Origin of the sequence: Streptococcus mitis (genome assembly GCF_946188375.1) — a bacterium.
Classification (GTDB): Bacteria; Bacillota; Bacilli; order Lactobacillales; family Streptococcaceae; genus Streptococcus; species Streptococcus mitis_CX.
The window spans coordinates 1-21456 of sequence record NZ_CAMHUS010000007.1; the positions used below are offsets into that span (position 1 = coordinate 1).

At 42.4% G+C, this 21456-nt stretch carries 26 protein-coding genes; 24 read left to right on the top strand and 2 right to left on the bottom strand.

Annotated elements, in window-relative coordinates; genetic code table 11:
• Nucleotides 1–102 precede the first annotated feature (102 nt).
• On the bottom strand, nucleotides 103–1131 hold the full coding sequence (gene queA, locus N8M16_RS07040) for a tRNA preQ1(34) S-adenosylmethionine ribosyltransferase-isomerase QueA (protein ID WP_020901527.1): 1029 nt from the start codon (nucleotides 1129–1131) through the stop codon (nucleotides 103–105).
• Nucleotides 1132–1281: 150 nt separating this feature from the next.
• On the opposite strand from queA, the gene N8M16_RS07045 reads away from it, so the two are divergent.
• From N8M16_RS07045 to N8M16_RS07145, 21 genes are all read left to right on the top strand, one after another.
• Nucleotides 1282–1989, top strand: coding sequence for a glucosamine-6-phosphate deaminase (locus N8M16_RS07045; RefSeq protein ID WP_000864591.1), 708 nt, complete (start codon nucleotides 1282–1284; stop codon nucleotides 1987–1989).
• A gap of 153 nt (nucleotides 1990–2142) precedes the next feature.
• Nucleotides 2143–2319 carry a 30S ribosomal protein S21 gene (gene rpsU, locus N8M16_RS07050; RefSeq protein WP_000048054.1) on the top strand — a complete coding sequence of 59 codons (177 nt, stop codon included), beginning with the start codon at nucleotides 2143–2145 and terminating at the stop codon, nucleotides 2317–2319.
• A 131-nt stretch (nucleotides 2320–2450) separates the two neighbouring features.
• On the top strand, nucleotides 2451–3386 hold the full coding sequence (gene hprK, locus N8M16_RS07055) for an HPr(Ser) kinase/phosphatase (protein ID WP_000115155.1): 936 nt from the start codon (nucleotides 2451–2453) through the stop codon (nucleotides 3384–3386).
• A complete protein-coding gene (lgt, locus tag N8M16_RS07060) occupies nucleotides 3379–4167 on the top strand; it encodes a prolipoprotein diacylglyceryl transferase (protein ID WP_261069889.1) in 789 nt (262 codons plus the stop codon). Before hprK ends, lgt begins: the two co-directional genes overlap by 8 nt.
• Nucleotides 4168–4551, top strand: coding sequence for a DUF948 domain-containing protein (locus tag N8M16_RS07065; protein ID WP_000895040.1), 384 nt, complete (start codon nucleotides 4168–4170; stop codon nucleotides 4549–4551).
• 15 nt (nucleotides 4552–4566) lie between these two features.
• Entirely contained in the window at nucleotides 4567–4956 is a 390-nt protein-coding gene (locus tag N8M16_RS07070) for a YtxH domain-containing protein (protein ID WP_061590289.1), read from the top strand.
• Nucleotides 4957–5039: 83 nt separating this feature from the next.
• Entirely contained in the window at nucleotides 5040–6170 is a 1131-nt protein-coding gene (gene hemW / locus N8M16_RS07075) for a radical SAM family heme chaperone HemW (protein WP_061590288.1), read from the top strand.
• A gap of 4 nt (nucleotides 6171–6174) precedes the next feature.
• Nucleotides 6175–6912 (top strand): acyl-[acyl-carrier-protein] thioesterase, encoded by a 738-nt coding sequence (locus N8M16_RS07080; protein ID WP_261069890.1) that lies wholly within the window; start codon nucleotides 6175–6177, stop codon nucleotides 6910–6912.
• 8 nt (nucleotides 6913–6920) lie between these two features.
• The gene (locus N8M16_RS07085; RefSeq protein WP_261069891.1) at nucleotides 6921–7694 is read left to right on the top strand and encodes a TIGR01457 family HAD-type hydrolase; all 774 of its coding nucleotides are present in this window, start codon (nucleotides 6921–6923) and stop codon (nucleotides 7692–7694) included.
• Entirely contained in the window at nucleotides 7684–8301 is a 618-nt protein-coding gene (locus tag N8M16_RS07090) for a TIGR01906 family membrane protein (protein WP_261069892.1), read from the top strand. The genes N8M16_RS07085 and N8M16_RS07090 overlap by 11 nt, the downstream gene beginning before the upstream one ends.
• A gap of 211 nt (nucleotides 8302–8512) precedes the next feature.
• The gene (locus N8M16_RS07095) at nucleotides 8513–8914 is read left to right on the top strand and encodes a Spx/MgsR family RNA polymerase-binding regulatory protein (RefSeq protein WP_000631257.1); all 402 of its coding nucleotides are present in this window, start codon (nucleotides 8513–8515) and stop codon (nucleotides 8912–8914) included.
• On the top strand, nucleotides 8914–9192 hold the full coding sequence (locus N8M16_RS07100; RefSeq protein ID WP_024057495.1) for a UPF0223 family protein: 279 nt from the start codon (nucleotides 8914–8916) through the stop codon (nucleotides 9190–9192). The genes N8M16_RS07095 and N8M16_RS07100 overlap by 1 nt, the downstream gene beginning before the upstream one ends.
• A complete protein-coding gene (locus N8M16_RS07105; RefSeq protein WP_024057494.1) occupies nucleotides 9182–9955 on the top strand; it encodes an inositol monophosphatase family protein in 774 nt (257 codons plus the stop codon). Before N8M16_RS07100 ends, N8M16_RS07105 begins: the two co-directional genes overlap by 11 nt.
• Nucleotides 9956–11260 (top strand): RsmF rRNA methyltransferase first C-terminal domain-containing protein, encoded by a 1305-nt coding sequence (locus N8M16_RS07110; protein WP_261069893.1) that lies wholly within the window; start codon nucleotides 9956–9958, stop codon nucleotides 11258–11260. It abuts the gene before it with no gap.
• A gap of 220 nt (nucleotides 11261–11480) precedes the next feature.
• Nucleotides 11481–12359 (top strand): phosphate ABC transporter substrate-binding protein PstS family protein, encoded by an 879-nt coding sequence (locus N8M16_RS07115; protein ID WP_024057491.1) that lies wholly within the window; start codon nucleotides 11481–11483, stop codon nucleotides 12357–12359.
• A complete protein-coding gene (gene pstC, locus N8M16_RS07120) occupies nucleotides 12359–13276 on the top strand; it encodes a phosphate ABC transporter permease subunit PstC (protein ID WP_001070903.1) in 918 nt (305 codons plus the stop codon). The genes N8M16_RS07115 and pstC overlap by 1 nt, the downstream gene beginning before the upstream one ends.
• Nucleotides 13266–14150, top strand: a complete 885-nt coding sequence (gene pstA / locus N8M16_RS07125; RefSeq protein WP_000543046.1) for a phosphate ABC transporter permease PstA — start codon at nucleotides 13266–13268, stop codon at nucleotides 14148–14150. The genes pstC and pstA overlap by 11 nt, the downstream gene beginning before the upstream one ends.
• A gap of 10 nt (nucleotides 14151–14160) precedes the next feature.
• Nucleotides 14161–14964 (top strand): phosphate ABC transporter ATP-binding protein PstB, encoded by an 804-nt coding sequence (gene pstB / locus N8M16_RS07130; protein ID WP_000049857.1) that lies wholly within the window; start codon nucleotides 14161–14163, stop codon nucleotides 14962–14964.
• Between the two features lie 12 nt (nucleotides 14965–14976).
• Nucleotides 14977–15735 (top strand): phosphate ABC transporter ATP-binding protein PstB, encoded by a 759-nt coding sequence (pstB, locus tag N8M16_RS07135; protein WP_020901520.1) that lies wholly within the window; start codon nucleotides 14977–14979, stop codon nucleotides 15733–15735.
• Nucleotides 15736–15746: 11 nt separating this feature from the next.
• Nucleotides 15747–16400, top strand: a complete 654-nt coding sequence (gene phoU, locus N8M16_RS07140) for a phosphate signaling complex protein PhoU (protein WP_000946458.1) — start codon at nucleotides 15747–15749, stop codon at nucleotides 16398–16400.
• A 157-nt stretch (nucleotides 16401–16557) separates the two neighbouring features.
• On the top strand, nucleotides 16558–17373 hold the full coding sequence (locus N8M16_RS07145) for an ABC transporter substrate-binding protein (protein ID WP_078238267.1): 816 nt from the start codon (nucleotides 16558–16560) through the stop codon (nucleotides 17371–17373).
• A 125-nt stretch (nucleotides 17374–17498) separates the two neighbouring features.
• Here N8M16_RS07145 and N8M16_RS07150 read toward each other — a convergent pair whose 3' ends face one another.
• Nucleotides 17499–18770: an aminotransferase-like domain-containing protein gene (locus tag N8M16_RS07150; RefSeq protein WP_261069894.1), complete on the bottom strand. Its 1272-nt coding sequence runs from the start codon at nucleotides 18768–18770 to the stop codon at nucleotides 17499–17501.
• Between the two features lie 141 nt (nucleotides 18771–18911).
• Here N8M16_RS07150 and budA point away from each other — a divergent pair, with 141 nt between their 5' ends.
• The 3 genes from budA (at nucleotide 18912) to murB (ending at nucleotide 21424) form a co-directional block, all read left to right on the top strand.
• Entirely contained in the window at nucleotides 18912–19643 is a 732-nt protein-coding gene (budA, locus tag N8M16_RS07155; protein WP_004259844.1) for an acetolactate decarboxylase, read from the top strand.
• Nucleotides 19644–19652: 9 nt separating this feature from the next.
• The gene (locus tag N8M16_RS07160) at nucleotides 19653–20405 is read left to right on the top strand and encodes a YhfC family intramembrane metalloprotease (RefSeq protein ID WP_049488626.1); all 753 of its coding nucleotides are present in this window, start codon (nucleotides 19653–19655) and stop codon (nucleotides 20403–20405) included.
• Nucleotides 20406–20518: 113 nt separating this feature from the next.
• The gene (gene murB, locus N8M16_RS07165; RefSeq protein ID WP_049488624.1) at nucleotides 20519–21424 is read left to right on the top strand and encodes a UDP-N-acetylmuramate dehydrogenase; all 906 of its coding nucleotides are present in this window, start codon (nucleotides 20519–20521) and stop codon (nucleotides 21422–21424) included.
• Nucleotides 21425–21456 lie beyond the last annotated feature (32 nt).

Consider the following 21456-nt stretch of genomic DNA (forward strand, 5'->3'; position numbering starts at 1 on the left):
AAAAGGACTTAGTCCTGTCCAATACAGAACTAAATCCTTTCAATAATTATTTGTCCAACTTTTTGGGGTCAGTACATAATATGCGTTTTTTGATTATATAAATTAATAGATAAACATGGCATCGCCAAAACTGAAGAAGCGGTAGTGTTCTTGAATGGCATGGTGATAAGCGTCTAAGACTAATTCACGGCCGGCAAAGGCAGAAACCAACATGACCAGAGTTGATTTTGGCAGGTGGAAGTTGGTTGAGAAGGCATCCACGACCTTCCACTCATACCCAGGTTTGATAAAGATATTGGTCCAGCCAGAATCTGCTTGGATTTGCCCATCAAACTTGGAACCAATAGTCTCCAAAGTGCGTATAGAAGTGGTTCCGACAGCGATGACACGCCCCCCATTTTCCTTAACAGAGCGAAGAGTGGCAGCCGCTTCCTCAGAAAGCTGGTAGAATTCTGAGTGCATTTCGTGTTCGTCCAGATTGTCAACTGAAACGGGTCTAAAGGTTCCTAGTCCGACATGAAGAGTCAGATAGACTAGATGAACACCCTTAGCTTGGATTTCTGCTAGCAGTTCTTTAGTGAAGTGTAGTCCAGCAGTTGGTGCTGCAGCAGAGCCACTTTCCTTGGCGTAAACAGTTTGATAGCGTTCACGGTCATCCAGTTTTTCATGAATATAGGGTGGTAGTGGCATTTCTCCCAGACTTTCCAAAACTTCTAGGAAAATTCCTTGGTATTCAAAGCGGACAATGCGGCCCCCGTGAGTCAATTCTTCCGTAACGACAGCGCTGAGGCGACCATCACCAAAGCTGACACGAGTACCAATCTTGAGGCGTTTGGCAGGTTTAGCCAGAACTTCCCACTCATCGCCACTAATGTTTTTGAGTAGGAGCAGTTCCACATGACCTCCAGTTTCTTCCTTTTGACCATAGAGGCGGGCAGGGAGAACACGGGTATCGTTCATAACAAGGGCATCACCAGGTTCCAGCATATCAATAATAGAGTGGAAGTGTTTATCCTGCATTTCTCCCGTCTCACGATTGACAATGAGGAGTTTAGAAGCGTCCCGTTTTTCAAGGGGCGTTTGGGCAATCAATTCCTCGGGTAAGTGGAAATCAAAATCAGCTGTATTCATATATCTGTTCATTCTTTCTAAGTTCTAATCTTATCCATTATAACATGTTTCAAGTTTGGACGCTCTTTTTTTGAAAATTAAATCGTTTTCACTTGACAAAAATTGGTCTATACCATATAATAAATATAGATTGAAACGGAGGATAAAAAGATGAAAGTTATTAAAGTTGAAAACCAAATCGAAGGTGGAAAAGTTGCTTTTGAGATTTTGAAGGAAAAATTAGCCAATGGAGCTCAAACCCTAGGACTTGCGACAGGAAGTAGCCCACTTGAATTTTACAAGGAAATTGTTGAGAGTGACCTTGATTTTTCAAATCTAACCAGTGTCAACCTTGATGAGTATGTAGGGCTTGATGGAGACAATCCACAGTCTTACCGTTACTTCATGCAAGAAAACTTGTTTAACCAAAAACCATTTAAAGAAAGTTTCTTGCCTCGTGGGGTTAAGGACAATGCTGAAGCTGAAGTTGAACGCTACAACCAAATTTTGGCTGACCATCCAGTGGACCTTCAAATCTTGGGAATCGGTCGCAATGGACATATCGGCTTTAATGAGCCTGGTACTCCATTTGACAGTCAAACACATCTAGTAGAACTTGACCAGTCTACTATCGAAGCCAATGCGCGCTTCTTTGACAAGATTGAAGATGTTCCAACCCAAGCCATTTCAATGGGGATTAAAAATATCTTGGATGCTAAGTCTATTCTTCTCTTTGCTTACGGTGAATCAAAAGCAGAAGCTATTGCTGGAACAGTGTCTGGTCCAGTGACTGAGAACTTACCAGCAAGTAGCCTCCAAAACCACCCAGATGTGACGATTATTGCAGATGCTGAAGCGCTCAGCTTGTTAGAAAAATAAAAAAATGAACTCTTTCAGTTTCTCTATTTAATTGATGCTTTCAAGACTTGAATAAATGGCAAAAAAATCAAAATTAAACCGGATTTTTTCTTGACAATTATTCCTTTTACGTGTAGAATAGAATAGATCTTGAACTTGAAGGGAGTGAAAAAAATGTCTAAAACAGTAGTACGTAAGAATGAATCTCTTGACGACGCACTTCGTCGTTTCAAACGTGCGGTTACTAAAGCTGGTACTCTTCAAGAAACACGCAAACGTGAATTCTATGAAAAACCTTCTGTAAAACGTAAACGTAAATCAGAAGCAGCTCGTAAACGTAAAAAATTCTAATTTGAAATGAAAGGCTAGAGAAATCTAGTCTTTTTTATTTTTAAATAAATACTTCAAAGCCTGCAAAAATCTGAAACTTCTAAGGACAATTTGATATAATAGTAAAAAGAACTCGATTGAAGGAGGAAATGATGTCGGTTTTAGTAAAAGAAGTGATTGAAAAGCTTAGACTAGACATTGTCTATGGCGAACCAGAATTACTTGAAAAGGAAATTAATACCGCGGACATTACGCGACCTGGTCTTGAAATGACGGGCTATTTTGACTATTATACGCCTGAGCGAATCCAGCTCTTGGGAATGAAGGAGTGGTCCTACCTCGTTTCGATGTCCTCTCACAACCGTTACCAAGTCTTGAAAAAAATGTTTCTACCTGAGACACCTGCGGTTATTGTTGCCCGTGGTTTGGTGGTTCCTGAGGAGATGCTAAAGGCAGCCAGAGAATGTAAGATTGCCATTTTAACCAGTCGTACAGCAACCAGTCGTTTATCTGGAGAGTTATCTAGTTATCTGGATTCACGTTTAGCAGAACGGACCAGTGTGCACGGTGTCTTGATGGATATCTATGGTATGGGTGTCTTGATTCAGGGCGATAGTGGCATCGGTAAGAGTGAGACAGGTCTAGAGCTTGTCAAACGTGGTCACCGCTTGGTAGCTGATGACCGGGTCGATATCTTTGCCAAGGACGAGATTACTCTTTGGGGTGAACCTGCTGAAATCTTGAGACACCTGATTGAAATTCGTGGGGTTGGGATTATCGATGTCATGAGCCTCTACGGTGCCAGTGCTGTCAAGGACTCTTCACAAGTTCAGTTGGCTGTTTACTTGGAAAATTACGATACACATAAGACTTTTGATCGTCTTGGAAACAATGCAGAGGAAATAGAAATTTCTGGCGTAGCCATTCCTCGTATTCGTATTCCAGTTAAAACAGGTCGTAATATCTCTGTTGTGATTGAGGCAGCTGCCATGAATTATCGTGCCAAGGAAATGGGCTTTGATGCGACGCGTTTGTTCGAAGAACGCTTGACTAATCTCATTGCTCAAAACGAGGTGCCTAATGCTTGATCCAATTGCTATTCATCTAGGCCCTCTAGCTATTCGATGGTATGCCTTGTGTATAGTGACAGGCTTGATTTTGGCGGTTTATTTGACCATGAAAGAAGCGCCTAGAAAGAAGATCATACCAGACGATATTTTAGATTTTATCTTAGTAGCCTTTCCTCTGGCTATTTTAGGAGCTCGTCTCTACTATGTTATTTTCCGTTTTGATTACTATAGTCAGAACTTAGGAGAAATTTTTGCCATTTGGAATGGTGGTTTGGCCATCTACGGTGGTTTGATTACTGGTGCCCTTGTCCTCTATATCTTTGCTGATCGTAAGCTCATCAATACTTGGGATTTTCTAGACATTGCGGCGCCTAGCGTCATGATTGCTCAAAGTCTGGGACGCTGGGGTAATTTCTTTAACCAAGAAGCCTACGGGGCTACAGTAGATAATTTGGATTATCTACCTGGCTTCATCCGTGACCAGATGTATATTGAGGGGAGCTACCGTCAACCGACCTTCCTTTATGAGTCTCTATGGAATCTACTTGGATTTACTTTAATTTTGATATTCAGACGAAAATGGAAGAGTCTCAGACGAGGTCATATCACTGCATTTTACTTGATTTGGTATGGTTTCGGTCGTATGGTCATCGAAGGCATGCGGACAGATAGTCTCATGTTCTTTGGTCTTCGAGTGTCTCAATGGCTTTCAGTTGTTCTTATCGGACTGGGTATTTTTATCATTCTATATCAAAATCGAAAGAAGGCCCCTTACTATATTACAGAGGAGGAAAACTAAATGTTAGAAGTTGCATATATTCTTGTAGCCCTTGCTTTGATTGTATTTTTAGTGTATTTAATCATTACTGTACAAAAGCTTGGACGTGTTATCGATGAAACAGAGAAGACGATTAAAACCTTGACTTCAGATGTGGATGTGACCTTGCATCATACCAATGAATTGCTGGCTAAGGTCAATGTCTTGGCAGATGATATCAATGTCAAGGTGGCAACGATTGATCCACTCTTTAGTGCAGTGGCAGATTTATCTCTATCTGTTTCAGACCTCAATGACCATGCGCGTGTCTTGAGCAAGAAAGCTTCTTCAGCTGGTTCAAAAACACTTAAGACTGGTGCAAGTTTGTCAGCTCTTCGTCTTGCAAGTAAATTTTTTAAAAAATAAAAAAGGAGAATACTTATGGGTAAACTATCCTCAATCCTTTTAGGAACCGTTTCAGGTGCAGCTCTTGCCTTGTTTTTAACAAGCGACAAGGGCAAACAAGTTTGCAGTCAGGCTCAAGATTTTCTAGATGATTTGAGAGAAGATCCTGAGTATGCCAAGGAGCAGGTCTGTGGAAAACTGACAGAAGTCAAGGAGCAGGCTACAGATTTTGTTCTTAAAACCAAAGAACAGGTTGAGTCAGGTGAAATCACTGTGGACAGTGTCCTTGCTCAAGCAAAATCATGTGCTCGTCAAGCGACAGAAGCATCAAAAGATCGATTCAATAATTTCAAGGAGCAGTGGCAAGAAAAGGCCGAAACTCTTGATGAATTAGAAGAGATTGTTATTGACATAACAGAAGAATAAACCATCACCATCTCTGGACGAACTATATGTCTGGGGATGGTGATTTTTTTCTCGTAGCCTGTCTTTGTGGTATAATAATTACTATGCAGAAAAAACCAACGTCAGCCTATGTGCACATCCCGTTTTGTACCCAGATTTGTTATTATTGTGACTTTTCAAAAGTTTTTATCAAGAATCAGCCGGTAGATAGTTATTTGGAACATCTGTTAGAAGAGTTTCAATCTTATGATATTCAAAAGTTGAGAACCCTCTATATCGGTGGTGGCACACCGACAGCTTTGTCAGCTTCTCAACTGGAGGTGTTATTGAAGGGCTTGACTAAAAACTTGGATTTGTCTGTCTTAGAAGAGTTGACCATTGAAGCCAATCCAGGCGACTTGGATGCGGATAAGATTGCTGTTTTGAAGAACTCGGCTGTCAATCGTGTTTCGCTAGGTGTGCAGACCTTTGATGACAAGATGCTGAAAAAGATTGGGCGCAGTCATTTGGAGAAGGATATTTATGAAAATATCGACCGTCTGAAACTGGCTGGTTTTGACAATATCTCTATTGATTTGATTTATGCACTGCCTGGTCAGACCATGGAGCAGGTCAAGGAAAATGTGGCTAAGGCCATTGGACTTGATATTCCCCATATGAGTTTGTATAGCTTGATTTTGGAAAATCATACGGTCTTTATGAACCGTATGCGACGAGGGAAATTGCCTCTGCCTAAGGAGGAACTGGAAGCTGAGATGTTTGAGTACATCATTGCAGAGCTGGAGCGAGCTGGTTTTGAGCATTATGAGATTTCCAATTTCTCAAAGCCTGGTTTTGAAAGTCGCCATAATCTCATGTACTGGGACAATGCTGAATACTATGGCATCGGTGCTGGGGCATCTGGTTATGTCAATGGAGTGCGCTATAAGAATCATGGTCCCATTCGCCATTATCTCAATGCAGTTGAGGAAGGCAATGCTCGTATTACAGAAGAGCACCTGAGTCAAAAAGAGCAAATGGAAGAGGAAATGTTCTTAGGGCTCCGCAAGAAATCAGGGGTCTCTATAGCGCGATTTGAGGAAAAATTCGACCGATCTTTCGAGGGTCTTTATGGAGAAATTGTCAGAGACTTGGTTCAACAGGGTCTCATGCAAATAGAGGGTGACCGAGTTCGCATGACAAAAAGAGGACTCTTTTTGGGAGACACCGTAGCAGAACGATTTATTTTGGAGTAGGATGATGGGCTTAACTTATCAAATGAAAATGAAAATTCCTTTTGATATGGCTGATATGAACGGTCATATCAAGCTTCCAGATGTGATTTTGCTTTCCCTGCAAGTTTCAGGGATGCAGTCGATTGAACTGGGTGTTAGTGATAAGGCCATTTTGGAGGACTATAATCTGGTCTGGATTATCACAGATTATGATATTGAGGTGGTTCGTTTGCCTCGTTTTGCGGAAGAAATCACCATCGAAACGGAAGCTTTGAGCTACAATCGACTCTTTTGCTATCGTCGCTTTACCATTTATGATGAAACGGGGCAGGAGCTCATTCACATGATGGCGACCTTTGTTCTCATGGACCGAGACAGTCGAAAAGTCCATGCTGTCGAACCTGAGATTGTGGCTCCTTACCAGTCTGATTTTGATAAAAAACTTATCCGCGGACCAAAGTATGAGTCCTTGGACGAGCCAGTCAGCAAGGATTACCATGTACGTTTTTACGACTTGGATATGAATGGCCATGTCAACAACAGTAAATACCTGGACTGGATTTTTGAGGTCATGGGAGCGGAATTTTTGACCCAGTATATTCCCCAAAAAATCAACCTCAAGTATGTCAAGGAAGTTCGACCAGGTGGGGTGATTACATCGGCTGTTGAACGGACTGGACTGGAAAGCAAGCATGAAATTACAAGCGATGGTGCTACCAATGCCCAAGCTATCATCACTTGGCAAGAAATAAAAAAAGATTAGGAAAAAGTATGAAATATAAAGGCTATTTAATTGATTTAGACGGTACTATTTATAAGGGGAAAGACCGAATCCCAGCAGGAGAGGCTTTTGTCCATGAATTGCAAAAGCGGGATATTCCCTATCTCTTTGTGACCAACAATACAACACGCACTCCAGAGAGTGTTCAGGATATGTTGGCTCAGAATTTTAATATCGATACGCCCCTATCGACTGTCTACACAGCGACCTTGGCAACCATCGACTACATGAATGACTTGGGACTGGAAAAGACAGTCTATGTCATTGGAGAATCAGGGCTTAAGGAAGCCATCAAGGCGGCTGGTTATGTGGAAGACAAGGAAAATCCTGCCTATGTGGTAGTAGGACTGGACTGGCAAGTCGACTATGAAAAATTTGCGACAGCAACTCTGGCTATCCAAAAGGGAGCTCACTTTATCGGAACCAATCCTGACCTCAACATCCCGACAGAACGCGGTCTTTTGCCTGGTGCTGGTTCGCTGATTACCCTGCTTGAAGTAGCAACACGAGTGAAGCCTGTTTATATTGGGAAACCAAATGCTATCATCATGGACAAGGCAGTTGAGCACTTAGGCTTGGAACGGGAAGAGTTGATTATGGTTGGAGATAACTATTTAACAGATATCCGAGCAGGGATTGACAATGGCATTCCAACGCTCTTGGTGACAACAGGTTTCACTAAGGCAGAAGAAGTAGCAGACCTACCAATCGCACCGACTCATGTGGTGTCTAGCCTTTCGGAGTGGGATTTTGATGAAAACTAAACTGAACTTTTGGGCCTCTATGCTCTTTCTCCTTTCCCTCTCAATCCTTCTGACTATTTATCTGGCTTGGATTGTTTATCCATTGGAAATTCAGTGGCTGAATTTAACAAATCGGGTCTATTTAAAACCGGAAACCATTCAGTACAACTTTCATATCTTGATGAATTACCTGACCAATCCTTTTAGTCAGGTCCTAGAGATGCCTGATTTTCGTTCGTCAGCAGCTGGTTTGCACCACTTTGCAGTCGTTAAGAATCTCTTTCACTTGGTACAGTTAGTTGCCCTAGTGACACTGCCAAGTTTCTATGTCTTTGTAAAAGGAATTGTGAAAAAGGGCTTTTTATCTCTATTTAGTAAAGGGCTTTTGGTTCTAGTAGTCTTGCCTTTACTGATTGGGCTTGGGGGAGTTCTGATTGGTTTTGACCAATTCTTTACCCTTTTCCATCAAATTCTCTTTGTGGGAGATGATACCTGGCTTTTTGACCCAGCCAAGGATCCAGTGATTCTGATTTTGCCAGAGACCTTTTTTCTTCATGCCTTCCTCCTCTTTTTTGCCCTCTATGAAAGCTTCTTTGGCTTTTTGTACCTGAAAAGTCTTAGGAAATAATACTAAAGATGTTCTTATTTTGAGTAAATAAGTTAGGTGTGTGATTCGAAACTATCGTTAAGAATGAATTAACCAAATACAATTTGGCAATCGTTCGCAAACAGTCTATTTTTCTTGAAAAAATAGGCTTTTTTTTTCTAAAAATCCCTAGTCAAGCGCTTTATTTTTTTGTATAATAGAAGTAGTAAAGTATAGATAAGAAGAGAAAAGCATGATTACACTATTTCTATCACCGAGTTGTACATCATGTCGTAAGGCTAAGGCCTGGTTAGAGAAACATAAGGTACCTTTTGTGGAACACAATATCATGACCAGCCCTTTAACAAGAAAAGAATTGCAACACATCCTTTCCTTGACCGAAAATGGTACTGATGACATCATTTCAACTCGTTCAAAAATTTTTCAAAAATTAGATATTGATGTAGAAAGTATTTCGGTATCGGAATTGCTTCATTTGATTGAGCAGTATCCTAGTCTTTTGCGTCGCCCAATTATTATCGATGCCAAGCGCATGCAAATCGGTTTTAATGAAGATGAGATTCGTGCTTTTCTCCCTCGTAGTTATCGTAAGCAAGAACTAAAAGAAGCAAGAATGAGAGCTGGTATTAGTTAATGAACAAACAGTATAGTTACCCACTAGATTTGTCGTGGAGCACTGAAGAACTTGCTTCAGTGCTTTCTTTTTTTAATGATGTTGAAGCTGCCTATGAAAGCAAGGTAGAGGCTAAAAAGCTACTGGATTCTTATAAGGGATTCAAAGCAGTCGTGCCAGGCAAGAGCGAAGAAAAACGTTTGGGACGAGAATTTGAAACGGTTAGTGGCTATTCGCTTTATCGAGCGGTTCAGGCGGCCAAGGAAAAAGGGGAAGGAAAGATTTCTCTTGGAAAGTAAATTTGAATTTGCTAAAGAGCTAATTAAGAAAGCAGGCCAGTATATCCTTGACCACATGCAGGAAGACTTACGTGTTGAGACCAAGTCCTCTCCGACAGACTTGGTGACCCGACTGGACAAGGAAGTTCAGGAATTCTTGGTTAGTGAGATTTTGTCTCGTTATCCTGAGGATAAGATTTGTGCTGAAGAGGGCTGTTTGCGAGCTTCAGTTCAAGAGGGCAAGGTTTGGGTCATTGATCCGATTGATGGGACCAATAATTTTGTAGCCCAGCAGGAAGATTTTGCTGTCATGATGGCTTATTTTGAGAATGGTCAAGGGCAATTTGGTTTGATTTATGATGTGGTCAAGGGGGATTGTTATCACGGTGGTGGTAAGTTTCCGGTTTGTCGAAATGATAAACCCCTAGCTCCCTTTAAAGCCAAACCACTTGGAGATTTTCTCATTGCAGGAAATAGTGGTATGCTGGAAACCAATGAATGGGGGCTGGCTGATTTGAGCCGAGCGGTTCTTGGTGTTCGTGTCTATGGAAGTGCGGCCATTAGTTTTGCCAAGATTTTGTCAGGGCGTTTGTTGACCTATGTTACCTATCTGCAACCATGGGATTATGCTGCGGCTAGTATTTTAGGGGAAAGTCTGGGCTATCGGGTGGTGACTCTTTCTGGTGAAGCTCTTGATTTTCAAACCAGACAGCCAGTCATGATGGTGCCTCTTGAGATGCAGGAGGAAATTCAGTCCTATATTTACGAAAGGAAAAGAACTTAAATGCAATTTCCAGAAGGATTTGTTGAAAAATATGAAGGGATACTAGGAGATGAGGCAAGAGATTTTCTTGCCTCTTTTGAGGAGGAAGCGGTTTCTGCCTTTCGGGTTAATCCTTTAAAAGAAGCGCCAGTTTCCTTTTATGATGCCATTCCTCAAACCCCTTGGGGCCACTATGGGAAGGTTTCAGGGAAATCGCCTGAGCATGCTACTGGTTTGGTTTATTCGCAAGAACCTGCTGCCCAGATGGTTGCTCAGGTAGCCAAGCCCAGTCCTGGGATGAAGGTCTTGGACTTGGCAGCTGCACCGGGTGGCAAATCAACTCAACTGGCAGCCTATCTAGCAGGGGAGGGGCTACTTGTTTCCAATGAAATTTCAAGCAAACGGGCTAAGATTTTAGTAGAAAATATGGAGCGCTTTGGAGCGACAAATGTCGTAGTGACTAATGAATCTGCCGACAGCTTGGCCAAGGTCTTTAAAGGCTATTTTGACCTTATTGTCCTTGATGCTCCTTGCTCTGGGGAAGGGATGTTTCGTAAGCAACCAGATGCTATGGACTATTGGAGCTTAGATTATCCGATTCAATGTGCTAGCTTGCAAAGAGAAATTCTGGAAGATGCAGTAACCATGCTAGCAGAAGGTGGTCGCTTGGTTTATTCAACCTGTACCTGGGCCCCCGAGGAAAACGAAGAGATTGTCAATTGGTTGCTGGAGGAGTATGATTTTGATTTGTTGCCAGTAGAGCATATCAATGGAATGGTAGCTGGAATTGACCTGCCAGAAACGGCTCGGATGTTCCCTCATCATTTTAAGGGAGAGGGACAATTTGTAGCTCATTTACAATTTAGAGGTGACAATCCAGCTCCTAAATTTAAGGCAAGTAAGAGCAATATCAGCCGAGAACAAGTTTCCTTGTGGCAGGAATTTACCCAAAACCACCTGAAGGTTAATCTACCGGGTATCTTGCAGACTTTTGGAGACCAGCTTTATCTCTTGCCAGAACTTTTGCCAGATTTAGGGAAACTCAAGATTGCTAGGAATGGCCTGCATTTAGGGACCTTTAAGAAGAAACGCTTTGAGCCTAGTTTTGCTCTTGGTCTAGCCTTGAAACCGAGTCAGGTCAAGCAGTCGGTTGAAATTGACCAAGAGGCGTTTGTAAAGTATGTCGCTGGAGAAACCGTTCAGCTGGCGGAAAATCTGACAAATGGTTGGTACCAAGTTTTAGTTAAAGGAAATGGTTTGGGCTTTGCTAAGGTGACTGGAAATATTTTGAAAAATTATTTTCCAAAAGGCCTCAGATTCAAGTGAAAATGCTAGTCAAAGTAGCTTGTCTATGTTATAGTGGAAGTATGGATTTTTTTCAAATTGTCTTTCATTTTAAGTCAAATTTGGTGGGAAAGGTAACTGAGCAAATTTCTAGTAAAACTAAGCAAAGAACTTCAGTTGGCTCCCAATTTTCAAAAGAAAAACATAAATAAATAGTTGAAAAAATTCACAGCATTCACCATTATTTTCAAGGAGAAAAACAGTGAAAAAAAGGAAAAAACTCGCTCTATCCCTTGCAGCTCTTTTGCTGGCAGGTTCTTTGGCGGGATGTGCTAGCTGGATTGATCGTGGAGAATCCATGACAGCTGTTGGTTCAACGGCTCTTCAGCCCTTGGTCGAAGCAGCAGCAGATGAATTTGGCTCTCTGCACGTTGGAAAAACAGTCAACGTCCAAGGTGGAGGATCTGGTACAGGTCTGTCTCAGGTTCAGTCTGGAGCTGTTGATGTAGGAAATTCAGACGTATTTGCCGAGGAAAAAGACGGTATCAACGCATCCGCTCTAGTGGACCATAAGGTAGCCGTAGCTGGCTTGGCAGTCATTGTAAATAAGGAAGTTGATGTTGAAAATCTGACAACTGAACAACTCCGTAGCATCTTCACAGGTCAAGTGACCAACTGGAAAGAAGTCGGTGGGAAAGACCTAGCCATTTCCATTATCAACCGCGCGGCAAGTTCTGGTTCACGTGCAACTTTTGATAGTGTTATCATGGATGGTCAATCTGCCGTGCAGAGTCAAGAACAGGATTCAAATGGGATGGTCAAAAACATTGTTTCCCAGACACCAGGAGCCATTTCTTACCTAGCTTTTGCCTATGTGGATGACTCGGTTAAACGCATGAAATTGAACGGCTATGAGCCGATTGCAGAAAATGTTACCACCAATAACTGGCCCTTGTGGTCTTATGAACACATGTATACACTAGGTCAGCCTAATGAATTGGTGGCAGAATTTCTTAACTTTGTCCTCTCAGATGAAGCGCAAAGCGGAATCGTTAAGGGAATGGGCTATATTTCTGTCAAGGAAATGAAAGTTGAAAAAGATGCTGTCGGAACGGTAACAGTACTAGAAGGGAGTCACTAATGAATCAAGAAGAATTAGCTAAAAAATTACTTTCTCCCTCAAAGAACTCTCGTCTAGAGAAACTAGGGAAAGGCTTGACCTTTGCCTGTCTGTCTTTGATTGTTATCATCGTGGCTATGATTTTGATTTTCGTAGCTCAGAAAGGTTTGTCGACCTTCTTTGTCAATGGGGTCAACATCTTTGATTTCCTCTTTGGACAAACTTGGAATCCTTCAGGTAAACAATTTGGTGCCCTTCCCATGATTTTGGGTTCCTTTATTGTCACAATCCTGTCTGCCCTTATCGCAACTCCTTTTGCCATCGGTGCGGCAGTCTTTATGACCGAGGTCTCACCAAAAGGTGCGAGAATCTTGCAACCAGCCATTGAATTGCTAGTTGGGATTCCTTCCGTCGTGTATGGATTTATCGGTTTGCAGGTCGTAGTTCCCTTTGTCCGTAGTGTCTTTGGTGGAACTGGTTTTGGGATCTTGTCAGGGATTTTCGTTCTCTTTGTCATGATTTTACCGACGGTAACCTTTATGACAACCGATAGCTTGCGTGCGGTGCCTCGTCATTATCGTGAAGCTAGTTTGGCTATGGGGGCCACTCGCTGGCAAACCATTTGGCGCGTCACCTTGAAGGCAGCGCGTTCAGGGATTTTTACAGCAGTGGTCTTTGGGATGGCGCGTGCCTTTGGTGAGGCCTTGGCCATTCAGATGGTGGTCGGAAACTCAGCCGTTGTCCCAACTTCATTGACAACACCTGCTGCAACCTTGACCTCTGTCTTGACCATGGGTATCGGAAATACCGTTATGGGAACAGTTGACAATAACGTTCTCTGGTCACTAGCCTTAGTCTTGCTCTTGATGAGTTTGGCCTTCAACAGTGTGATTAAATTGATTACGAAAGAAAGAGGAAAGAAAAACTATGCACGCTAAGAAATTAGATAAAATTGCAACAGCTGTCCTCTACTCAATTGCAGGAATTATCGTTGCCATCTTGGCATCCTTGATTCTTTATATCTTGGTTCGTGGTTTGCCCCACATCTCTTGGTCTTTCTTGACTGGCAAATCATCTTCTTACCAAGCAGGCGGAGGGATTGGAATTCAGCTCTATAATTCCTTCTTCCTTCTGGTTATTACCTTGATTATCTCTGTGCCCTTGTCTATGGGGGCTGGGATTTTCCTAGCTGAATATGCCAAAAAAGGTCCTGTGACCAATTTTGTCAGAACCTGTATTGAAATCTTGTCTTCATTGCCATCAGTGGTTGTAGGTCTCTTTGGTTACTTGATCTTTGTAGTTCAGTTTGAGTATGGATTTTCAATCATCTCAGGTGCCTTGGCCTTGACAGTCTTTAACTTACCTCAGATGACTCGTAATGTTGAAGACAGTTTGAAACACGTTCACCATACGCAACGTGAGGCTGGCTTGGCCCTTGGAATTTCTCGCTGGGAGACAGTGGTCCATGTGGTCATTCCAGAAGCCCTTCCAGGTATTGTCACTGGGGTTGTCTTGGCCTCTGGTCGTATCTTTGGTGAGGCTGCTGCTTTGATTTATACAGCAGGACAATCCGCTCCAGCCCTGGACTGGTCAAACTGGAACATTCTCAGTGTGACTAGCCCAATCTCAATCTTCCGTCAAGCAGAAACCTTGGCTGTCCACATTTGGAAAGTCAACAGTGAAGGTACCATTCCTGATGGAACTATCGTATCAGCAGGTTCTGCGGCCGTGCTCCTCATCTTTATCCTCATCTTTAACTTTGGAGCCCGCAAACTCGGAAGCTATCTACATAAGAAATTAACCGCTGCCTAAAGGAGAAGCCATGTCAAAATATAATTGGGATGAAAAGTATATCATCACCTTTCCTGAAGAGAAAGTGGCCCTCTCTACTAAGGATTTACATGTTTACTACGGTAAAAAAGAATCCATCAAGGGCATCGATATGCAATTTGAAAAAAATAAAATTACGGCCTTAATTGGCCCTTCTGGTTCAGGGAAATCAACCTACCTCCGCAGTCTCAACCGTATGAATGATACCATTGATATTGCTAAGGTCACAGGTCAAATCCTCTATCAAGGAATTGATGTCAACCGCCCAGAAATCAATGTTTATGAGATGCGTAAGCATATTGGAATGGTCTTCCAACGACCAAATCCCTTTGCCAAGTCTATCTACCGTAACATCACTTTTGCCCATGAACGTGCAGGAGTTAAGGACAAGCAAGTCTTGGATGAAATTGTGGAAACCTCTCTCCGTCAGGCTGCCCTTTGGGACCAGGTCAAAGACGATTTGCACAAGTCAGCCTTGACCCTATCTGGTGGTCAGCAACAACGTCTCTGTATCGCTCGTGCTATCTCTGTTAAACCAGATATTCTCTTGATGGATGAGCCAGCGTCAGCCTTGGATCCGATTGCGACAGCTCAGCTGGAAGAAACCATGTTGGAATTGAAGAAAGATTTCACCATAATCATCGTGACCCACAGCATGCAGCAGGCTGCGCGTGCTAGTGACTACACAGGATTTTTCTACTTGGGTGACTTGATCGAGTACGATAAGACCTCTAATATTTTCCAAAATGCCAAACTACAGTCAACCAATGACTACGTAACAGGACACTTTGGATAGAAAGGAAACAGTATGACAGAAGCGATTTTACAGGTGTCAGAGCTGTCCGTTTACTACAATCAAAAAAAGGCTTTGAATAGTGTTTCCCTATCTTTCCAACCTAAGGAAATTACAGCCTTGATTGGTCCATCTGGATCAGGGAAGTCAACTCTTCTCAAGGCTATCAACCGTATGGGGGATCTCAATCCAGAGGTAACCACAACTGGTTCGGTGGTTTACAACGGTCACAACATCTACAGTCCGCGTACAGATACAGTTGAATTGCGGAAGGAAATCGGTATGGTTTTCCAACAACCGAACCCTTTCCCTATGTCTATCTACGAAAATGTTGTTTACGGGCTTCGTATCAATGGAGTTAAGGATAAGCAGGTTCTGGATGAAGCGGTAGAAAAAGCCTTGCAACGAGCCTCTATCTGGGATGAGGTCAAGGATCGCCTGCATGATTCAGCTATCGGGCTTTCAGGCGGACAACAGCAACGTGTCTGTGTTGCCCGTGTCTTGGCAACCAGTCCTAAAATCATTCTCTTGGATGAACCGACTTCAGCCTTGGACCCTATCTCGGCTGGTAAGATTGAGGAAACCTTGTATGGTCTAAAAGATAAATACACCATGCTCTTGGTTACGCGTTCCATGCAACAAGCCTCTCGTATCTCTGACAAGACAGGATTTTTCCTAGATGGAGATCTGATCGAGTTTAACGATACCAAGAAGATGTTCCTCAACCCACAACACAAGGAAACAGAAGATTATATTTCAGGAAAATTTGGATAAGGAGATAAATGATGTTACGTTCTCAATTTGAAGAAGATTTAGAGAAATTGCACAACCAGTTCTATGCAATGGGACAAGAAGTGCTATCCCAAATCAATCGTACGGTGCGTGCCTTTGTTACGCATGACCGTGATTTGGCCAAGGAAGTCATCGAAGACGATGCAGAAGTAAACGAATACGAAGTGAAATTAGAAAAGAAATCATTTGAAATGATTGCTCTTCAACAACCAGTTTCTCAAGATTTGCGTACTGTTCTAACAGTCCTAAAAGCCGTATCTGACTTGGAACGTATGGGTGACCATGCCGTTTCTATTGCCAAAGCGGCAATTCGTATGAAGGGGGAGCAACGTATCCCAGCTGTTGAAGAAGAAATCAAGAGAATGGGGCGCGATGTCAAGAACTTCGTTGAAGCAGCCCTTGAACTCTATCTCAATGGTTCAGTAGACCAGGCCTATGAAGTAGCAGCCATGGATGAAAAAATCAACCATTACTTTGATAGCATTCGTGATTTGGCTACAGAAGAAATCAAGAAAAATCCAGATGCCATCGTTACAGGTCGTGATTATTTCCAAGTGATTGCTTTCTTGGAACGTATTGGAGACTATGCTAAAAATATCTGTGAATGGGTTGTTTACTTTGAAACAGGTAAGATTGTCGAACTATAAAATAGATTTATTCTGTATAAAAAGGAGCTCGAAATCAACTGACAGCTCCTTTTCTTGAATGAAAAAAATATTTTTAAGATAAAAATTCAAAAAACACTTGACAAGCAACTTGGATAGCGTTATAATTATACAAAATTAACAGAGAGGTTGTTTATTTATGAAATCAAAAAAATGGATATTTGTTTTATGTAGCTTTCTTGCAAGTTTCTTCTTAGTGGCTTGCCAGTCGGATTCTAACGGTTCTCAGTCAGCTGTTGAGGCCATCAAGCAAAAGGGGAAATTAGTTGTGGCGACCAGTCCAGACTATGCACCCTTTGAATTCCAATCCTTGGTTGATGGAAAAAACCAGGTAGTCGGTGCGGACATTGATATGGCCCAAGCTATCGCTGATGAACTTGGGGTGAAGTTGGAAATTTCAAGCATGAGTTTTGACAATGTCTTGACCAGTCTTCAAACTGGTAAGGCTGACCTAGCAGTTGCGGGAATTAGCGCTACTGATGAGAGAAAAGAAGTCTTTGATTTTTCAATCCCCTACTATGAAAACAAGATTAGTTTTTTGGTTCGTAAGTCCGATGTAGAAAAATACAAGGATTTAACTAGCCTTGAAAGTGCTAATATTGCGGCCCAAAAAGGAACTGTTCCAGAATCAATGGTCAAGGAACAATTGCCAAAAGCTCAGCTGACTTCCCTAACCAATATGGGTGAAGCTGTTAATGAATTACAGGCTGGAAAAGTAGATGCTGTTCACATGGATGAGCCTGTTGCGCTTAGCTATGCTGCTAAAAATGCAGACCTAGCTGTCGCAACTGTCAGCTTGAAGATGAAGGACGGCGAAGCTAATGCAGTTGCCCTTAGAAAAAATAGTGCTGATTTGAAAGAAGTGGTGGACAAGGTCATCAAAAAACTCAAGGATGACGGCACCTACCAAAAATATCTTGAAAAAGCGGCAACCTTAACAGAAGTTGAAGAATAATACTCAATGAAAATCAAAGAGCAAACTAGGAAGCTAGCCGCAAGCTGTACTTGAGTACGGTAAGGCGACGCTGACGTGGTTTGAAGAGATTTTCGAAGAGTATAAGAAAAAAGCAGAGTTGGAAGTCAGTCCAATTCTGCTTTTACATAGTTTAAAACATTTTCCAGATTGTCTAAGGATACCTTGGCAAATTGATAAGGACAGGTATCCAAGTAAGCCTCTTCAAAGAAGTCCAAGCCCAGTTGACTGTGTTTGAGACTAGCAATTTTAGGATACTGTCTAAGGTCTAGCAATAAACCATCGTGTAGGGGAAAGTGAGGGAGGGGACAAGATGTTTTAGTTAAGCTTTCCTCGAGTTGTTTTTGGTAAGTTTCCTGATTGGACAAGCGAGCTAGCCGATTTTTCTCAAATAATTGACTGTCAATATAGAGTGACAGGGCCTTTTGCATGATGAGGTTGCTGTCGTAGTCTAGGATATTTTTGTAGGCGACAAAGGCTTCCTTGATAGCATTTGGAAGAATGAGTGCTGTTATCCGCAGGGCTGGAAAGAGGCTGGTTGAGAAGGACTTGATATAAATGACGCGCTTTTCTGTATCCAGATAGTGGAAGGTCTGGCCCTTCTTGGAGTCCAAATCACCCAGATAGTCGTCCTCTACGATATAGACACCATACTTGGCAGCTAAGTCAAGAATAGCCCGTTTGTCCTGCTCAGAATAGGAATGCCCCAGAGGATAGTGGAAACGAGGAATGGTGTAGAAAAACTTAATTTTTCCTGTTTTGAAGTGGCCTTCCAGCTCTTGCAAGTCAATTCCATCAATGCCTCGTTCGATCGTTTGATAGTCCAGACCTTGAGCAATTAAGAGGCGATTCATCCGATGGTAGGTCGGCTGTTCCACCAAGATTTCCTTGGCTTGGCTAGGAAAGGATATTTGAGAAAGGATAAACAAGGCTTGCTGGGTTCCAGAAGTCAGTACCAGTTGATCAGCCTTGCAGTAGAGAGCTTGGTCAAAGAGGAGTTTATGAATGGATTGTCTTAAGTCTTCTAATCCTTCATGGTTGTCATAGTAGTTGAAGAGGTAGTTTTCCCGGCCAATCAAGGTTTCATTGATACAGAGTCGGAAATCGTCATAGGCACTGGCATGTTCGTCAGTGACTTCGATTTCTAGATCCTGGTGTTCCCCTTGTTCTAATACATAGTAGCCACTCTGGGGCTTGGCATAGAGGTATTGTTCGTGCCGTAATTCCAGCAGGGCTCGTTGGACAGTATCCTTGCTACAGTGAAAGTCAAGGCTCAGTTGACGGATAGAAGGCAGGCGACTTCCCGTTGGAAATCGTCCAGACTCTATACCGTTTTTCAGATAGGAAACAACCTCTTGGTACTTGCTTTGTTTCTTCATTCCAGACCTCCCTTGATTTTGTTACATTGTACCCTTTTTTTTCCTTCTTGGCAATGTCTAGAGTGTTTCTCTCGTTCACATCTAGGGGCAAATGTGGTATACTTAGGAGTAAGATTTATAGAATAACAGACAAGAAAGTGAATGGATAAGAACGTGCAGGAACCAGTGAAATTATTTCAATACAATACCCTTGGAGCCTTGATGGCAGGCCTTTATGGCGGTACCATGACAGTGGGAGAATTGCTAGAGCATGGTGACCTTGGTTTGGGAACCTTGGATTCTATTGATGGGGAATTGATTGTATTGGATGGCAAGGCCTACCAGGCCAAAGGCTCAGGAGATCAGCCAGAAATTGTGGAAGTATCACCAGATGCCCTTATTCCTTATGCAGCAGTAGTACCGCATCAGGCAGAGGTCATTTTCCGCCAGCGCTTTGAGATGACAGACAAGGAATTGGAAGAGCGAATCGAGTCTTATTATGACGGGGAAAATCTTTTCCGTTCTATCAAGATTCGTGGGGAATTTTCGCATATGCATGTGCGTATGATTCCCAAGTCGACACCAGATACCAAGTTTGCTGAGGTCGCAACCCATCAACCTGAATATCGTCGAGACAATGTAGCAGGAACCATCGTTGGTTTCTGGACGCCAGAGATTTTCCATGGAGTCAGTGTGGCAGGCTATCATCTACACTTCATCTCAGATGATTTGACCTTCGGTGGGCATGTCATGGACTTTGTCATCAAGGAAGGGATTATCGAGGTGGGAGCGGTTGACCAGTTGGACCAACGTTTTCCAGTCCAAGATCGTCAATACTTGTTTGCTAAGTTCAATGTTGACGAGATGAAAAAAGATATTGAAAAGGCGGAATAGGAGAAGAAAATGACCATTCATATCATTATTACCATGTTGCTGTTGCTGGCTTTCTTGATAGGAAGCATTTGGTATGCCAAAAAGAAACACCAGATTAATCTAGCTGTCTTGGGCTTGGGGGCTGTTGCCTTCTTTGTCTCTTCACAGATTTTAGAAAAACTGGTGCATATCTTGGTTTTACATCCTCAAAAAGACGGTAGTATTGCCCTCTTGCGAGACCATCCGCTTGTCTATATCATCTATGGCCTAGCCATGGCAGCATTTTTTGAGGAAACTGCTCGTCTTATTTTCTTCAAATGGTTGGAGAAAAAGAGAAGTTTGGAAAAGGCAGATGCCTTGGCTTATGGATTGGGGCATGGTGGCTTGGAGTTGATTTTCCTAGGTCTTACTAGTTTGATTAATCTCTACATCGTTCTCTCAGCAGTTCAAACTCAGAATCCACAGGTCATGCAATTGCTGTCTGAAAATATGTTAAAAACCATTCAGTCACTTTCTGTCTGGCAGATTTATTTGCTTGGTTTTGAGCGAATTTTGGCTCTAGGTTTCCAATTGCTTTTGACTGTTTGGGTTTACCAAGCTGTTCGCCAGAAGAAATGGATTTATCTCCTAGCAGCCTATGGCCTACATGCCTTCTTTGACCTGGCACCATCTCTAGCCCAAGTTGGCTGGCTTACAAGTCCAGTCTTAGTTGAAGTCATTCTACTAGTTGAACTGATCCTAGTTGCCTATGGAACCAAGGCTATCTTTTGCAAAAAATCATAAGAAAAAGGGGGAAACCTCTTTTTTTGTTTAAAATAAGCCCAAGATTTTTTTAGGGTCGTCAAATGGTCTTAAAAATGGTATAATGGAATGAATTTTGTAAAAGGAAGAGTGTCATGTCAGTAAAAGAAAACATGCTTGAAATCTTAGAAGGGATTGATATCCGTTTCAAAGAACCCTTGCATAGCTATAGTTATACAAAAGTAGGTGGAGAGGCCGATTATTTGGTCTTTCCACGAAATCGTTTTGAGTTGGCGCGCGTTGTTAAATTTGCCAATCAAGAAGACATCCCTTGGATGGTTCTTGGAAATGCCAGCAATATCATCGTTCGTGATGGTGGAATTCGTGGATTTGTCATCTTGTGTGACAAGCTCAATAATGTTTCTGTTGATGGCTATACTATTGAAGCAGAAGCTGGTGCCAACTTGATTGAAACAACTCGCATTGCCCTTCGTCATAGTTTGACTGGCTTTGAGTTTGCTTGTGGCATTCCAGGGAGCGTCGGTGGTGCTGTCTTTATGAATGCGGGTGCCTATGGTGGCGAGATTGCCCACATCTTGCAGTCTTGTAAGGTTTTGACCAAGGATGGAGAAATCGAGACCCTGTCTGCCAAAGATTTGGCTTTTGGGTACCGCCATTCAGCCATTCAAGAGTCTGGTGCAGTTGTCTTGTCAGCTAAATTTGCCCTTGCTCCAGGAAGCCATCAGGTTATCAAGCAAGAAATGGATCGTTTGACGCATCTACGTGAACTCAAGCAACCTTTAGAATATCCATCTTGTGGTTCGGTCTTTAAGCGTCCAGTAGGTCATTTTGCAGGTCAATTAATTTCAGAAGCTGGCTTGAAAGGCTATCGTGTCGGTGGCGTAGAAGTGTCAGAAAAACACGCAGGATTTATGATCAATGTTGCTGACGGAACGGCTAAAGACTACGAGGACTTGATTGAGTCTGTTATCGAAAAAGTCAAGGAACACTCTGGCGTCACTCTTGAGAGAGAAGTCCGTATTTTAGGTGAAAGCAAGTAGGAAGCTGTAGTTGAAAAGCTGCTACTATGTCA

Coding starts and splice junctions, on each gene's coding strand:
- queA (WP_020901527.1), bottom strand. CDS start 1,131: ATGAATACAGCTGATTTTGATTTCCACTTACCCGAGGAATTGATTGCC.
- N8M16_RS07045 (WP_000864591.1), top strand. CDS start 1,282: ATGAAAGTTATTAAAGTTGAAAACCAAATCGAAGGTGGAAAAGTTGCT.
- rpsU (WP_000048054.1), top strand. CDS start 2,143: ATGTCTAAAACAGTAGTACGTAAGAATGAATCTCTTGACGACGCACTT.
- hprK (WP_000115155.1), top strand. CDS start 2,451: ATGTCGGTTTTAGTAAAAGAAGTGATTGAAAAGCTTAGACTAGACATT.
- lgt (WP_261069889.1), top strand. CDS start 3,379: ATGCTTGATCCAATTGCTATTCATCTAGGCCCTCTAGCTATTCGATGG.
- N8M16_RS07065 (WP_000895040.1), top strand. CDS start 4,168: ATGTTAGAAGTTGCATATATTCTTGTAGCCCTTGCTTTGATTGTATTT.
- N8M16_RS07070 (WP_061590289.1), top strand. CDS start 4,567: ATGGGTAAACTATCCTCAATCCTTTTAGGAACCGTTTCAGGTGCAGCT.
- hemW (WP_061590288.1), top strand. CDS start 5,040: ATGCAGAAAAAACCAACGTCAGCCTATGTGCACATCCCGTTTTGTACC.
- N8M16_RS07080 (WP_261069890.1), top strand. CDS start 6,175: ATGGGCTTAACTTATCAAATGAAAATGAAAATTCCTTTTGATATGGCT.
- N8M16_RS07085 (WP_261069891.1), top strand. CDS start 6,921: ATGAAATATAAAGGCTATTTAATTGATTTAGACGGTACTATTTATAAG.
- N8M16_RS07090 (WP_261069892.1), top strand. CDS start 7,684: ATGAAAACTAAACTGAACTTTTGGGCCTCTATGCTCTTTCTCCTTTCC.
- N8M16_RS07095 (WP_000631257.1), top strand. CDS start 8,513: ATGATTACACTATTTCTATCACCGAGTTGTACATCATGTCGTAAGGCT.
- N8M16_RS07100 (WP_024057495.1), top strand. CDS start 8,914: ATGAACAAACAGTATAGTTACCCACTAGATTTGTCGTGGAGCACTGAA.
- N8M16_RS07110 (WP_261069893.1), top strand. CDS start 9,956: ATGCAATTTCCAGAAGGATTTGTTGAAAAATATGAAGGGATACTAGGA.
- pstC (WP_001070903.1), top strand. CDS start 12,359: ATGAATCAAGAAGAATTAGCTAAAAAATTACTTTCTCCCTCAAAGAAC.
- pstA (WP_000543046.1), top strand. CDS start 13,266: ATGCACGCTAAGAAATTAGATAAAATTGCAACAGCTGTCCTCTACTCA.
- pstB (WP_000049857.1), top strand. CDS start 14,161: ATGTCAAAATATAATTGGGATGAAAAGTATATCATCACCTTTCCTGAA.
- pstB (WP_020901520.1), top strand. CDS start 14,977: ATGACAGAAGCGATTTTACAGGTGTCAGAGCTGTCCGTTTACTACAAT.
- phoU (WP_000946458.1), top strand. CDS start 15,747: ATGTTACGTTCTCAATTTGAAGAAGATTTAGAGAAATTGCACAACCAG.
- N8M16_RS07145 (WP_078238267.1), top strand. CDS start 16,558: ATGAAATCAAAAAAATGGATATTTGTTTTATGTAGCTTTCTTGCAAGT.
- N8M16_RS07150 (WP_261069894.1), bottom strand. CDS start 18,770: ATGAAGAAACAAAGCAAGTACCAAGAGGTTGTTTCCTATCTGAAAAAC.
- budA (WP_004259844.1), top strand. CDS start 18,912: ATGGATAAGAACGTGCAGGAACCAGTGAAATTATTTCAATACAATACC.
- N8M16_RS07160 (WP_049488626.1), top strand. CDS start 19,653: ATGACCATTCATATCATTATTACCATGTTGCTGTTGCTGGCTTTCTTG.
- murB (WP_049488624.1), top strand. CDS start 20,519: ATGTCAGTAAAAGAAAACATGCTTGAAATCTTAGAAGGGATTGATATC.